Here is a 14569-nt window from a genome sequence, read left to right as displayed (position 1 = left end):
CTCTCTGGCTACAGCTTTTTACCGCAGTGGCGACAGTACATATGATGGACGCGTTGACTACTCATTAGTTTAATCGCTTGGTTTGCTTCTAATTGACTTAAGCCAAGTTCAATACGAAGGGCTTCTAAATGGGCCCTTTCACTTTTGTCGACATCGCCATCGACTAACGCATGCAGCACAGCCTCATTGAATGCATCTCGACGTTTGCGCATTTGGTCCGCAAAGCTTGAAGCTAAGAGGCCGGTGGGGATCGCGACCATGCCCATACTGAGTAAAGTGATAAGGCCACCAAAAAATTGTCCAAGTGGGGTGATAGGCACTACATCGCCGTAACCCACGGTGGTTAGAGTAGCCATCGCCCACCACATGGCTTTAGGAATGGAGCCAAACTTATCCGGTTGCACATCGTGCTCAATCAGATAAATCCCGCAAGATGCCATGATAAGCACCACACTCATAATAAAAAAGGCAGCAAGTAATGAGCTCGACTCTTCTTTAAATGCTGCGAGCAGCAACTGCATGGCTCGAGAGTAGCGCGTCAGCTTAAAGATCCTGAGTAATCGAATAACACGTAAAAAGCGCAGATCAAAGGTGATAAAGGCCATTAATATGGTTGGTAAAATAGCGATGAGATCAATCACTGCCAGCGGTGATATCAGATACTTTAGGCGTTTTTTCCAATTAGGTATATCCAAATGGCGGTAATCAAGCTTATCGACACAGCACCAAAACCTCAGTAAGTATTCGATGGCGAAGATGGTCACACTGACTAACTCTAGGGTTAGAAAGTAGTGATGGTACACACTTGCTAAATCGCGCTCAGATTCCAACACGATAGCAACGACATTGGTTAAAATCAGGGTGATGAGGAAGATATCAACTGCCCGCCCGAGCCGGCGATATTGCCCTGTAGCCTCGAGCACCGCGGCCGTTTTTTCTCTGATGTGAAGTTGCATCAAGTTGCCAGCATCCCTTATCTTTTTTGTGTTTAGTTTAAGTGTAACACCATCTGAATGGTGCCTTCCTCAAAATCTCGAGACACGGTAAATCCAAGCTTTTTGGCAAGGCCTATCATACCGCTGTTTTCTGGCAGGGTGATCCCTTCAATGCTTTGTACGCCCTGTTTACGGCAGTGTTTTATAGCAGCTTCCATGAGTATGCGTCCAAGCCCAAGGCCTTGGCAATCTGAGCGTACCACTACGGCAAATTCAGCCACTTGGTTATCAGGGTCCATCAGCACGCGTGATACCCCAAGCGTTTGGTAGCTAGATTTATTAGGCACAGTGACGATAAACGCCATTTCTCGGTCGTAGTCAATTTGCGTCATTTTGGCGAGCTGTTCATGATTAAATTGCGGCAGTTCACCAAAGAAGCGGCGGTATCTATCTTCTTTACTTAAAGACTGATCAAACTCTTGGTGCGCTCTTTCATCCTCAGGACGAATAGGTCTCAAGGTTGCTGGGCGGCCATCTTTTAACGTCACGGTTTTTACCAGTTCTCGAGGGTAAGGTCGGATGGCCAAGCGTTTACGGCCAGATATCGGTTCGTATCGTCTGAGCGTAATACTGGCGTCGAGCACTTGGAACTGACCCGAGCAGGCCAAAATAGGATTGAGCTCCATATCAATGATATCGGGTTGGTCGACTACCATTTGAGACACTCGAGTGAGTAGGGCACACAGACGGTATTTATCGACCTTTTCAGGTAGTGCTCGCTCTTTGATAAAGCCTTTATCATGGGCGGCTGCAATCAGGTACTTTGCAAGGTTCATATTCAGTGGTGGTAATGCCACCGCAGCTTGCGAAAAGTTAAGCCCGGTGCCCGCTTCACCCAGCAAAATAACAGGGCCAACACCGGGTTCGGTTTTTACTGCTATCCGTAATTCTTGTCCACCAGCGCGTTTTGCCATGCGTTGCAAAGAGAAGCCTTCTATTTCAGCTTCGGGGGCAGCCTCACGGATCCGTAGTAACATCGAAAATGCGGTTTGTTCTACTTCTTCGGCATCATTGAGGTTGAGTACAACCCCACCCACTTCCGATTTAGAGGGAATATCATGGCTTATCAGTTTAAGTGCAACGGGGAAACCAAGCTGCTGAGCTTGCTCTTTTGCTTCTGAGGGGGTGAGTGCGATTTGCGTCTCTATACATTCTATATCGTAATTAGCCAGCACTTGGGAGGCCAGGTGGGTCGCGAGTTTATTGGCGCCAGAGTTTAAAAAGTCATTGATTAAACGTTTGCTTTGCAGGTGTTGCAGCTGGCCTTCATCACTGTAGGATTCTGGTGTTTGCGTGAGGTGTTTTTGGTTTCGACGGTAGCTCACCAAGTGCATAAAGGCGCCAACGGCACCTTCTGGGGTGCGATAAGTTGGGATCTTAGCGTTTGCACATACAAGCCTTGCAGCGTAGGCCGCTTCTTCACCCATAAAGTTTGTCATCACATAAGGGCGTGCCATTTTTGGAATTTTGGCTAGGGTCTGTGCAATGATCTCGGCATAAGCGGTACTTGGCGCAAGCGCTGAAGGAGTATGAATTATCAATAAGTTTTTGACTTCGTCAGCCTTTAATAAAATCTCTAGTGCTTGTTGGTAACGTTTTGGCGAGGAATCACCAAAAATATCTATCGGGTTACAAGCATGATCCGTTTGTGGGATCAGGGCGCTGAGCGCTTGCTTGGTCTGCTCGCTTAGCACCGCCAGTTTGCCTGAGTTCTGCAGTAAGGTATCGACCGCCATAATGCCAGGGCCGCCGCCATTGGTTAAAATAGTCAGCTGTTCTACTTGCAGCAATTTGGGGTGTAAAGCAAGCGTTTGGGTGGCAGCAAATAGCTCTCTAAGATCGTTTACCCTCAGCATACCTGCACGTTGGAACATGGCATCATAAACTGCGTCATCGGAGGTATTGCCGCCGGTGTGATTCAGCGCAGCGATTGCGCCAGCCTTGGTTTTACCGGTTTTTATGGCGATGACGGGCTTACTAAATGCAGCGGCTCGAGCTGCGGAAATAAAGCGCCTAACATCGTCGATATTATCGATGTAAAGCAAAATAGCTTGGGTTTTTGGATCCCGTCCAAGGAAATCAAGTAGTTCGTCGAAATCGATATCAAGGCAATCCCCAACGGAAACAAAGTAAGAAAAGCCGATTTTTTTATGTTGTGCCCAGTCCAGTATGGTTGAACATACCGCCGCCGATTGTGAAATAAAAGCAAGCTTACCGGGTGCTGCAACCGTATGAGAAAAACTGGCATTAATACCCAAGTGAGGAATGAGTAAACCGAGACAATTAGGACCAAGTAAAGTGACCTTCGCTATTTTGGCAGCTTCTTTTAATTGTTGTTTGTGCTGATTATCAAGACCCGCTGCAATGATGATTGCATGTTGACAGCCAATATCACCAAGCTCATTGATGATTTGCACTAGGGTTTGTTTGTTGGTACAAATAACAGCGAGATCAGGGACTTTGGGGAGCTGTTTGATGGCGCAGTAGGCGAGCACTCCATGCACTGCGGTATGCTTTGGACTGACGGGCATAATGGGCCCTTTAAAACCGCCTTGTAGCAAGTTACGCATTACGATAAAGCCGGCGCGATCAGGATTGTTAGAAGCGCCAATCACCGCGATGGATTGGGGGTTAAAAAATTGGCTAATACGCTTTACGCTCATACTGTTTCCTAGTTCAGCCGCAGCTCATAAGCACCACTCTACCATTTTGCTCGCGGTTTTCGAGTGCAATTAAGGTAGACTTTGATCTATCTCCATAATAATTGTTTGAAAACCATGACTGAGGCGTAACGTTGAGGACAGAGATATGTCTACTATGAGTAAATATTTGGCTCCTGCAGCTTTGCTATCACTAGCGGTGGTAGTGAGCGGCTGGATGGTAAAGTCGACCATTCTAGAAGTAAAAGGAATGGAGCGAACGGTAAGTGTAAAAGGGTTATCGGAAAAGGAAGTAACAGCAGACACGGTGATTTGGCCCGTATTTTATCGTGATGCAGATAACGATCTGGAAGCCTTGGTGGAGCGCACGGAAAAGAAAAATGCGGCGATCCGCGCGTTCTTAACCTTGCATGGCTTTGATGCTTCAGAGCTTTCGATATCAGCGCCGTCCATTACGGATAAATACGCCCAAGAGTACGGTCAAAACAATCAAGGATTTCGCTATGTGGCAAAAGCCGGTGTGACTGTGTACTCCAATAATCCAGATAAAGTCTCGCAAGCACTAGGGCAGTTAAGTGAGCTGGCCAAGCAAGGTATTGCTATCACTAAAGACGACTATCAAAATCGGGTTGAATATTTGTTTACTGGTCTTAACGATATTAAGCCTGAAATGGTGCAAGAAGCCACACAAAAAGCTCGAGAAGTGGCGGTCAAATTTGCTAAAGATTCCGACTCTGTGCTTGGCAAAATAAAATCGGCAAGGCAAGGACAGTTTAGTATTCGCGACAGAGACAGTAATACGCCACAGATAAAAATCGTGCGTGTCGTGACGAGCGTGGAATATTACTTATCGGATTAAAACGCGTGTATTGCGCGACCAAGCAATCGAAAGTGACGAATTCGTCAACAAGCAAAGCCGTTTTTATCAAGGTGCTTTGCTTGTTTATTTCTTGCCAATCAACAATTCGTTTTCAATTGGTATAAACTCACTAGCTGCACGGATCAGTGAAGCTGCGGTAAGCTGCGGCACGCCGTAAACTTCGACTCGGGTATGGTATTTATCTCTGAGCTTATTCGCGAGTAAATCAAAATCACCATCGCCAGTAACTAGAATTATCACATCGGATCCTGACGCGCATTCCATGGCATCAATGGTAATGCCAACATCCCAATCACATTTCGCGGAGCCATCGGCACGTTGAATATAAGGCTTTAACTTCACTTCAAAGCCAATCGCTCGCAAGATATTTTGGAACTGTCTTTGTTTATCATCACCCCGTTCGCTGGAATAGGCAATAGCTTGATATACCTCGCGATTAGCCGTTGCTTTGCGCCAAAACGCATTATAGTCAAAGCCTGTTTGGTAGGCTTGCTTGGTGGTGTAATAAACATTTTGGGCGTCAACTAAAATGGTGACTTTTTCCATAATGGACTCTTCGCAATAGATTTGCTTTATGATAGCAAGATTAGCGTTTGTTTAGCCATTTACTCATCGCGGCATCATAGGCTTTTTTGATGGCACCGCCATCGCAAGGGCGAGGCGCAGTACGCCAATTCTTATTTAATCCTTCCGGTGTAGGAATACTCGGATCGGGCCTAACTTCAGCGTAACACAGGCCATTTTCACGGTAGACTGTGTATTGGGGCGTAGACTCGAGTTGTTCTCTTTGTATGCTCGCAGCAGTGGTTTGATGCGTTTTAGGTACGGTGAGCCGCTGCGGCTTTTCTTGGCTTTGGCTGAGTACAGCGTCACTCGGAGCGCGCTCTAAAAGTTGCTGACGAAATTGAGAGATTGCTTTGCGATGGTCTAATTTTTTAGGTTGCGTGACGACCGCTGCTTTGGTTATGTGCTTAGTTGTACTTTCAACCGTAGGCTTTTTTGGTTCTGCTTGTGCAGTTTTTGGTACTTCAACCGTATCGTCCGGCAGCGTCGGTTTTAACTCCTCTACTGGCTTATCTTCAGTTATCTTCGGTGTTGCAATACGCTCCATCTTGGGCTTCGCAGGCTCAATAACCAAATAGGTTTTCATTGCCTTAATTTCTTCAGGCTTTGAGGGGATATAAATACTTTGCTGCAGATACCAGCCGAGCAGTAGATGCAGCACAATAGAGGCGATAATGGTGAAACTAATCAGGTTGTGTTGGAGCAGCCGCATTATTCTTATTAAATCCTTGAGTCATGCGGAGTTAGAGCTTAATAAAGACTTAATTGTTCCCTCAATAGGCAAATTAATCTGTGACTAATTGCGCGGAAATGTGTTTTAGCAAAGTGAGTTCACGTAAAACGGACATCCCTTTGTTATTCGCATCATTGAGTTTTGCTTCGTTATGCGCGATGGCTTGGTTTATGTTGATCCACACTGGCTTCATACCATTGGCGTGTTCATAATCCTCCATAGCTGGCGCATCAAATTCGCCACAAATCTCACAAACGTAGCAATAAGAAATAATATGCACATTGTCATGATCGGGTTTATACCAAGGGCGGTACTCTTCATAGCGGCCAAACGGCGTCAACCCTGTGATGGATACTGCACCCGTTTCTTCTTTTAGCTCGCGCTCCAATGCTGCTTCTAAGCTTTCACCCTCGTCGACGCCGCCACCTGGCAAGGTGTAATCGTCATAACGTTTGGTGTAAAGCATAAGGATGTCGTTGCCTCTAAGGACAATGGCGCGAGTGGTCTTTCTGGTAAAGCAGCTGCCTTGAAGCGGAATGACTGGGGTGTTGTTTAAGCTTTGCATGGGGGTTTTAACTTCAATCTAGGTAACAAAGATGGGTTTACAAGGTGATACGCCAGCGTAAAAGCGGCGTATCGCGAATGAAGACATTAAAACGGAGCTGGGTACGCTTTAAATACCGTATCAATCTCGGCTAAAGATTCTGCACATAGCGGTTGTTCAAACGCTTGAATATTTTCTTTAAGCTGTGCCATGGTTGTCGCGCCGATAATAGTTGAAGTCACGCCATCGACTTGATTGCACCAAGCTAGCGCCAGTTGCGCTGCTGTCATATTAAATTCTTTGGCGATTTCTAGATACTTTGCAACGGCTTCTTGCGCTAGTTGCGTGTCTCTAAATAGCCCTTGTCTTTGCACTAAGGTAAAGCGGCTGCCTTCAGGTCTTGCGCCCCCTAAATATTTACCGCTCAGCATCCCACCAGCCAGTGGCGACCAAGGTAAATAGGCAATATCTTCGTTTACGCAACTCTCAATCAAGTAAGGCCAATCTTTGGCATGTAGCAAGCTAAACTCATTTTGAATTGAAACTGGCTTCGGTAGGTCGTGCTGCATCGCCAAATTAAGGTAAGTGTGAATGCCCCAAGGCGTATCATCAGAAAGACCCCAATGGCGAATTTTACCCGCTTGAATACAGCTCGCTAAGCCTTCTAAAATATCTAGCATGCCAGCGCGTTCTTCGTCTTGGTCAAGTGCACTCAAAGGGACCATGCCTGGCCATTGTTTACCAAAGTGCGGTGAAGTACGGTTTGGCCAATGTAGTTGGTAGAGGTCGATATAGTCAGTATTCAGGCGCGCTAAAGAATCATCCACTGCTTGGAGCACTGATTGTCCCGTAATAGGGCCGCCTTCACGGATCCAAGGCAAACCGCTTCCCGCAATCTTGGTTGCAAGCACGAGCTTTTCGCGCTTTTCTTGGTGGCGCTTTAGCCAATTGCCAATGATGGCTTCGGTTTTACCATAGGTTTCAGGTGAGGGAGGGACCGCATACATTTCAGCGGTATCAATGAAGTTAATACCACGGCTTAGTGCATAATTGATTTGCTCGTCGGCATCATGCTGGTTGTTTTGTACGCCCCAAGTCATGCTTCCTAAACAAATACGTGAAACTTCAAGTGGGCTACTACCAAGTCGTGAGTACTTCATGCAGGCTCCTGATTGATTGCTGAATGATTAAATATAGCCAAAGTAACGGATTTAGTACTTTGAACTGTATTGATATTGTTAGCATTATCTCTGTTTTGCAGTGCAACTTGCAACAGACATCCACACAAGTATAGCCCAGAACACTAAGGCCTATGTTCAAGATTGCAACAGTTGGAAAATTAGCACATAATAAACACTGTTTATTTAGACAGTGTTTTAACGTGCGTAAATTTATTCATATTGATATGGACGCGTTCTATGCATCAGTAGAAATGCGCGATAACCCCGAGCTTGCAAAGGTGCCGATGGCGATTGGTGGTCGTAGCCATCGCGGGGTGCTATCCACGGCTAACTATATTGCTCGGCAATATGGGGTGCGCTCGGCTATGTCGAATTATCAAGCGAAAAAACTTTGCCCTCAGCTGGTGATTGTACCGGGGAGAATGGAGGTATATAAGGCAATATCGCAACAAATTAGAACTATTTTTGCCCGCTATACTGAGCTAATTGAGCCACTGTCTTTGGATGAAGCCTATCTAGATGTCACTGAGTGTCAGCAATGTAATGGCAGTGCAACGCTTATCGCCGAGCAGATCCGAGCGGATATATTTGCAGAAACGGGCCTTACGGCTTCGGCGGGAATTGCGCCAATCAAGTTTTTAGCCAAAATTGCTAGCGATGAAAACAAGCCCAATGGTCAGTGTGTTATCCCGCCTCACCAAGTGAGCGCTTTTATTGATGCGTTACCCCTTAAAAAAATTCCAGGTGTAGGTAAAGTGACTCAACAACGTTTGCTAGCCATGGGACTTGAGTATGGCCGAGACATTAAGGCACTGTCTGAAACTCAGTTACGCCAGTCATTTGGCAAGTTTGGCGCTGTATTATGGCGGCGTTGTCAAGGTATTGATGAGCGCCGAGTTGAGACCGACAGAGTGCGTAAATCGATAGGCGTTGAAACCACATTTGCAGAAGACACGCTCGACCTTGATACCTTAAAACAAGTCATAAAAGAAAAGTTGTTACCTGAACTGACTCGCCGAGCACAGCCTTATTTACAGCGCGGTTTTAATAAGCTTGGCGTTAAAGTGAAGTTTTACGATTTCACCCAAACCACCAAAGAATGCCAATACCAGCATATTGATTTGCCCGTTTTCGAGGAATTATTGATTGAGGCGATGTCACGGCAAAAGTTTAAACCTGTGCGCCTCGTGGGCTTGCACTTAGGACTAAATGAAAAGTCTAACACGCAAGCTCAATTGGGACTTTTTGATGGCTAATTCTGACCTACCTAGACTAAAAGATAACTGCAATTAGTTTAATTTGTGCTAGCTTCGAAGTTGTCGTGCAACAAACTAATCACGCCAACTGCGTGTAATTAAAACAACAACAAGAGGTAAGCATTATGCAATCCATAATGATCGTACTCTTCGGCATCATAGGGATGTTATTTGGATGGTTTGTCTATTCCAAATTTATTGCTGAAAAAATATTTAAAATGGATGACAACTTTGTCACGCCGGCTCATGAGCTTGAGGACGGCGTGGACTATGTTCCCACTAACAAAGTGGTATTGTGGGGACATCACTTTACTTCAGTCGCAGGCGCAGCACCAATTGTAGGTCCAGCTATCGCTGTTTATTGGGGTTGGGTGCCAGCTGTGCTTTGGGTTGTATTCGGTACCATATTCTTTGCGGGTGTCCACGATATGGGCGCGCTGTGGGCAAGTGCTCGCCATAAAGGCAAGTCGATGGGCGCGTTGTCTGAAAGCGTGATTGGCAAGCGCACGCGTTCATTGTTTATGATAGTGGTCTTCCTTGTACTGCTCATGGTAAATGCCGTGTTCGGTGTGGTAATCGCAAACTCCTTCGTGGGTAACCCAAATGCGGTATTCCCCGCTTGGTCTGCTATCGTCGTGGCGCTTATCATCGGCCAATTGCTGAAACGAAAAGTGCCGCTAGTACCGCTCTGTATTATCGGGGTTATTGTGCTCTACGCGACCATTTATATGGGCAGTAGTATGCCGATTACCTTACCAACCGAAATGTTTGGTCTAAGCGACAAAGCCAATTGGATCATTATTTTGTTTATCTATGCCGCCGTGGCGTCATTGTTACCGGTTTGGATGCTATTACAACCTCGTGACTTTATTAATGGCATGCAGCTGTTAGTGGGATTGATCCTGCTTTATGGTGCAGTATTTGTGGTGATGCCAGATATCACCGCGCCTGCGTTTAACACCCAAACGGTAGAAAATACCCCAAGTATCATACCCCTGCTATTCGTGACTATCGCTTGTGGTGCGGTATCTGGTTTCCACGGTATTGTTTCGTCGGGAACGAGTTCAAAACAACTAGACAAAGAAAAAGACGGCCGTTTTGTCGGCTACTTAGGTGCAGTTGGTGAAGGTTCACTTGCACTTATCACTTTGGTCGCCGTGAGTGGCGTGATGCTTGCTGTATCACCTGAAGAGTGGCACGAAATTTATAGTCATCTTGGTGCAGGCAGTGTATCAGCCTTTATTAACGGTGGCTCAAATCTTATCAGTACAGGTTGGGGACTACCAGTCGAAATCGCATCAACCCTACTTGCTGTTATGGTTGTACTTTTTGCAGGCACCACTATGGATTCTGGCGTTAGACTTCAGCGTTATATTATTCAAGAGTGGGGCGAGATCTATAACATCAAGTTCCTGAACAACGGTATCATCGCGACTTTGTTGGCCGTTGCATGCTGTTTGCTACTCGCCTTTGGCGCTGGTGGCGCATCGGGTAGTGGTGGTATGGTGATTTGGCCGCTGTTTGGTTCAACCAACCAAATCTTGGCAAGCTTAACCTTGTTGGTTATCTCAGTATATCTTATCAAACTAGGGCGTCCCGCTAAGTACACCCTGATCCCTATGGTATTTGTGCTGGTGATGGCGTTTTTTGCCGGAGTGATCAAGCTAGGTGAATACTATCAAAAAGGCAATTGGCTGTTGGTTGTGCTTGACGTTATCGTGCTGGTGGTCAGTATTTTGGTGATGTTAGAAGCTTGGTCTGTGATCAGCAAAACCAAAGCCAAACCAGATGAAGCCCGTGATATGTCGTAGTTCCCTTGGAACTTGACCACAAATCACCTATAGTCGGCCCTAATTCTAATATAGAAAAGGGCCGTTTTTATGTCTTTTCCAATCGCATTACCTTGTAACACCCTATTTGAAAGCGATGCAGATGCTATCGTTGTTGTTACTCATGATATTCAAAACCTTGGCAGTGCAGAGCTTGACGAAGTTGCTGCACCATTTATAGCTGTGGATGCGCGCATTGCGCAAAAGGCAAGTCTGCTTGTTTCAGACAAAGTACCTGGCAAGCGTTTGGTGATTGCGCCAACCGGACCACTCGATAGAGATTACGATGACGTTCGCCGTTACTTTGAAGCGGCAAAAGCTGGTATTTTAGAAGCGAAAGCGGCTGGTGCGGTAAAACCTGTGCTTGCTGTTGTAAATGTGCCTGTCGATGCTCGTTACGAAAATGCGCGTGCAGTCAGCTTTTTAGGTGCTTGCCAAGGCTTATGGCAGCCATTAGAAGCACGTGAGTACCGTGGCGAAGCGATTGAACCAATCGAAGCGATTTATGTTTTTGAGGCGTCAGCACAATGCTGCGATCAACTGAGTGCAATCGCTGCAGGCCAATATGCTGCGCGTGATTTGTGTGGTACAGAACCAGAGCGCATGGCACCACCTCGTTTTGCTGACTACTGTGTTGAGCTATTTCAAGGTTCAGCGGTAAACGTTGAGGTTATCGCTGACCGCAAAGTTATGGATGAGCAATATCCACTCCTAAGCACGGTAGCGCGTGCCTCTTACGCCGTTGAGCGCCACCATCCTCGTGTTGTAAAAATGGCATACGAGCCAGAAGGTGACGTCGAACGTACTCTTATCTTTGTTGGCAAAGGTCTTGTGTACGATACTGGCGGTGCAGACTTGAAAGTGGGCGGTTTTATGGCGGGCATGAGCCGTGACAAAGGCGGTGCGGCGTCAGTGGTTGGTTTTATGGAAGCGGTTGCTAAGTACCAGCCAAAAGGTATTAAGGTTATTGCATATCTTGCTGTGGTTCGTAACTCGATTGGTTCTGACTGTTTCGTGCCGGATGAAATCATTGAGAGCAGAGAAGGCGTTCGCGTTCGTATAGGTAACACCGATGCGGAAGGTCGCTTGGCTATGGGGGATTTACTTAGCGAAGCGAAAGATTTAGCTCTGGGTGAGAAAAACCCTGAGATCTTTACGGTTGCAACACTGACAGGTCATGCAGCGCGCGCTATGGGTCCTTACAGTGCCTATGTTGAGAATGGTCCTGCACGAGCAGCACAAGTATCTCGCAAGATTGCAGATATGGGCGACCTTTGGGCTGATTGCGCGGAAGTATCGCGTAGCCGACGTGAAGACTATGACTTTGTAAAACCACGCACCCTTGCGGATGATGTGCTATCGAGTAACAACGCTCCATCGGCGGTTACCGCTCGTGGTCACCAATTCCCAATGGCATTTTTGGCAATTGTTGGTGGCTTAGACAAGCATGGTTGTAATGCTGAATTGCCAATTCCGTATGTACATATGGATATTGCAGGTAGCGGCGTTGAAGGTGGCGACTGGCAACATGGCAAACCAACCGCTGCAACCGTTGCAAGCTTGTTTGCTCGGTACTGCATCTAAGCAGATAATCGTTTAAAAGGAAGCGAATTTGCTTCCTTTTTTATGCCTATAATCCATTCCACGTATCGTTATTGCTTTTCTTGACGTTGTCTTGTCGTTAAATTATCAGCCACAAATGCGCCTCGTTGTCCTCTCACTTTCTCAGGACCTACGGTACTATCTTTTAACGTTTGTAGTTCAGTACTGGCATTTAGTGCGGCACCAAAAATAATGATGTATGCGCTTAAGTATAACCACATCATCATAATGACAACGCCACCTAATGAGCCATAAGTTTCATTGTAAGAAGCGAACTGCGCGACATAATATGAAAATCCCAATGACGCCAAGATCCATAAACCGGTTGCGGTAAACGAGCCGAGTGTTATCCAGCGCCATTTTGCGGCTCTGCGATGAGGCGCGTAACGATAAACAAACGCCAAAGAAAAGTGAAATAGCGCTGCTAAAATAGACCAAGTGATTATCTGGATAATCGAATCGAGTGCTGTGGTAAATCCTACGAGGTTAAGCACAATCGGTAAAATTCCGATAATAGACAACGCCACAATCGCGACGAAAATCGCCCCCACAGAAAACAAAAAGCGCACCACTAGCGCTTGCAAAAACTGCCTTTTATTGTGCTCATGATACGTAATGTTGCAGGCTGTAATCAATGCTTGGCAGCCTTTACTGCTACTCCAGATTGTTAAAAAGAGGGTAAAAATAGCACCTAGACTTAGGCTTGTCTGCGATTTTTGAGTGAGCGCCTTGAGTTGTTGCAACATAATTTCTTGGCTGGATGGTGGTAAGAGCTCAATTAGCGGCAGTAGCTGATCAACCATTTCTGCAGGAGAAGAAAAATAGGCATAGATAGAAACGACGGCTGCTAATGCGGGAAATATTGCCAGCAGAGCATAAAATGCCACTCCAGCGGCAACCAGGGATAAATTATCTTGGGATAAGCTGTGATATAGCCGTTTACTGACATCCCACCAACCGAGTGCTGGAATATCACTTGGCCTGTCTGCATTAAAGCCATGTTTATGAGCTGCCATTGGTCTTTCCTAAATCAATTCTGGGCCTGTTGTTCTAAAGTGATATACAGCAAAAGGTTTGCCAATCTCGTTTGGCGTTATATTTGCTACTAGTCAACTCGTGACCTTGTCAATACAAACCCAAAGAGTGCAATATGGAAATCAATAATCTTATTAAAAATCAAATGACTAATATGATTCAGGCGGCAGCTTCTCGCGAAGCGACTGAAGCCGTAAGCACATCAGATACACTAAGTTTAAGCGTACAGGTTGTGCACTTTTTACAAACCGCATGGCAATTATTACCTGCTCTGGCGTTGGGGATTGTGGTTATTGTGCTTTGTTATTATTTAGCACGGCCAATCTCTTATCTTTTGATTAAACCCATAGGTTATGTCAGTAAAAGTCGATTATTGCATCTCGTCACTCGCCGTTTTATCAGTGTGTTAGTCATATTTTTTGGCATTTATATCTTTTTGCGCTTGGCTGGGTTGAGTGAGTTTGCCGTAGCAGTAATGAGTGGCACTGGGCTTGTCGGTCTTATTCTCGGGTTTGCGTTTCGTGATATCGCCGAGAATTTTATTTCGAGTATGCTAATTAGTGTCCAGCGCCCGTTTAGAATTGATGACGTTATTGAAGTGGATAACCGTTTAGGTATCGTTAAAAAGGTCACTGCCCGCGCAACGACCTTAGTTGATTATGATGGCAATCACATTCAAATACCCAATGCTACCGTCTACAAGAATGTGATTAAAAACTTTACTGCCAATCCAAAAACGCGTGGACACTTTAAGATTGGTATTGGTTATGACAACGATATTCGCTTGACACAACAAATTGCAATTGACTTACTTAAAGAGCAAAGCGCGGTTTTAAACGACCCGCCACCTCAGGTTCTACTTGAAGCATTAGGCTCTGCGACTATCAATCTTACCATTTATTTTTGGGTCAATAGCGAACAACATAGCCCGATAAAAGTAGCGTCTCAGCTCATGCGAGAAACCGTTAATTGCTTTACAGAACACGGTATAAGTATGCCTGACGATGCCAGAGAGCGGATAATCATAGCTGCAAATAGTGAAACTCAAGAAACAATCGAAGAAGCGACTAGTAATTTGAGTAGTAGCAGTGGAGCATTCGTGAAACAAAAGAATAAACCCACAATAACTGCAGTAGATTCGGATATTGACGATGTGAGTAGCGATGCGGATGAGATCAGAGAGCAAGCAGAGCGCGCTCGAAGTCCAGAAGAGGGGGACAATATTATTTAGCGGTAAATTAGGTTAAGTGTTGAAATGTGTCATGGCTGATTTAGTTTATTTCGGACAAT

The 14569-nt window shown here is 45.8% G+C and carries 12 protein-coding genes; 5 read left to right on the top strand and 7 right to left on the bottom strand.

Annotated elements, in window-relative coordinates; genetic code table 11:
- Positions 1–8: 8 nt before the first annotated feature.
- Positions 9–956 (bottom strand): ion transporter, encoded by a 948-nt coding sequence (locus BB427_RS19140; protein WP_039493932.1) that lies wholly within the window; start codon positions 954–956, stop codon positions 9–11.
- A 32-nt stretch (positions 957–988) separates the two neighbouring features.
- A complete protein-coding gene (locus tag BB427_RS19135; RefSeq protein WP_069022602.1) occupies positions 989–3658 on the bottom strand; it encodes a bifunctional acetate--CoA ligase family protein/GNAT family N-acetyltransferase in 2670 nt (889 codons plus the stop codon).
- Positions 3659–3803: 145 nt separating this feature from the next.
- Here BB427_RS19135 and BB427_RS19130 point away from each other — a divergent pair, with 145 nt between their 5' ends.
- Positions 3804–4514 (top strand): SIMPL domain-containing protein, encoded by a 711-nt coding sequence (locus tag BB427_RS19130; protein WP_010374677.1) that lies wholly within the window; start codon positions 3804–3806, stop codon positions 4512–4514.
- A gap of 84 nt (positions 4515–4598) precedes the next feature.
- Here the strand turns inward: BB427_RS19130 and BB427_RS19125 are convergent, their stop codons facing one another.
- The 4 genes from BB427_RS19125 to BB427_RS19110 form a co-directional block, all read right to left on the bottom strand.
- Positions 4599–5081, bottom strand: a complete 483-nt coding sequence (locus BB427_RS19125) for a LabA-like NYN domain-containing protein (protein ID WP_010374680.1) — start codon at positions 5079–5081, stop codon at positions 4599–4601.
- A gap of 40 nt (positions 5082–5121) precedes the next feature.
- Positions 5122–5811: a hypothetical protein gene (locus BB427_RS19120; RefSeq protein ID WP_069022600.1), complete on the bottom strand. Its 690-nt coding sequence runs from the start codon at positions 5809–5811 to the stop codon at positions 5122–5124.
- A 73-nt stretch (positions 5812–5884) separates the two neighbouring features.
- Entirely contained in the window at positions 5885–6397 is a 513-nt protein-coding gene (locus tag BB427_RS19115) for an NUDIX hydrolase (protein ID WP_069022598.1), read from the bottom strand.
- An 86-nt stretch (positions 6398–6483) separates the two neighbouring features.
- On the bottom strand, positions 6484–7536 hold the full coding sequence (locus BB427_RS19110; RefSeq protein WP_069022596.1) for an aldo/keto reductase: 1053 nt from the start codon (positions 7534–7536) through the stop codon (positions 6484–6486).
- Positions 7537–7757: 221 nt separating this feature from the next.
- On the opposite strand from BB427_RS19110, the gene dinB reads away from it, so the two are divergent.
- The 3 genes from dinB (at position 7758) to BB427_RS19095 (ending at position 12226) form a co-directional block, all read left to right on the top strand.
- Complete coding sequence (gene dinB, locus BB427_RS19105) at positions 7758–8813, top strand: DNA polymerase IV (protein ID WP_441295581.1); 1056 nt, start codon at positions 7758–7760, stop codon at positions 8811–8813.
- A 125-nt stretch (positions 8814–8938) separates the two neighbouring features.
- A complete protein-coding gene (locus tag BB427_RS19100) occupies positions 8939–10624 on the top strand; it encodes a carbon starvation CstA family protein (protein ID WP_010374688.1) in 1686 nt (561 codons plus the stop codon).
- A 69-nt stretch (positions 10625–10693) separates the two neighbouring features.
- Positions 10694–12226, top strand: a complete 1533-nt coding sequence (locus BB427_RS19095) for a M17 family metallopeptidase (RefSeq protein WP_069022592.1) — start codon at positions 10694–10696, stop codon at positions 12224–12226.
- A gap of 68 nt (positions 12227–12294) precedes the next feature.
- On the opposite strand, the gene BB427_RS19090 is transcribed toward BB427_RS19095, so the two are convergent.
- On the bottom strand, positions 12295–13260 hold the full coding sequence (locus BB427_RS19090; protein ID WP_069022590.1) for a YihY/virulence factor BrkB family protein: 966 nt from the start codon (positions 13258–13260) through the stop codon (positions 12295–12297).
- 134 nt (positions 13261–13394) lie between these two features.
- Here BB427_RS19090 and BB427_RS19085 point away from each other — a divergent pair, with 134 nt between their 5' ends.
- The gene (locus BB427_RS19085) at positions 13395–14510 is read left to right on the top strand and encodes a mechanosensitive ion channel family protein (RefSeq protein WP_069022588.1); all 1116 of its coding nucleotides are present in this window, start codon (positions 13395–13397) and stop codon (positions 14508–14510) included.
- Positions 14511–14569 lie beyond the last annotated feature (59 nt).

The sequence above is a fragment of the Pseudoalteromonas sp. BMB genome (assembly GCF_001709235.1).
GTDB classification, from domain to species: domain Bacteria; phylum Pseudomonadota; class Gammaproteobacteria; order Enterobacterales; family Alteromonadaceae; genus Pseudoalteromonas; species Pseudoalteromonas maricaloris.
This window is presented reverse-complemented; position numbering and strand designations above follow the sequence as displayed.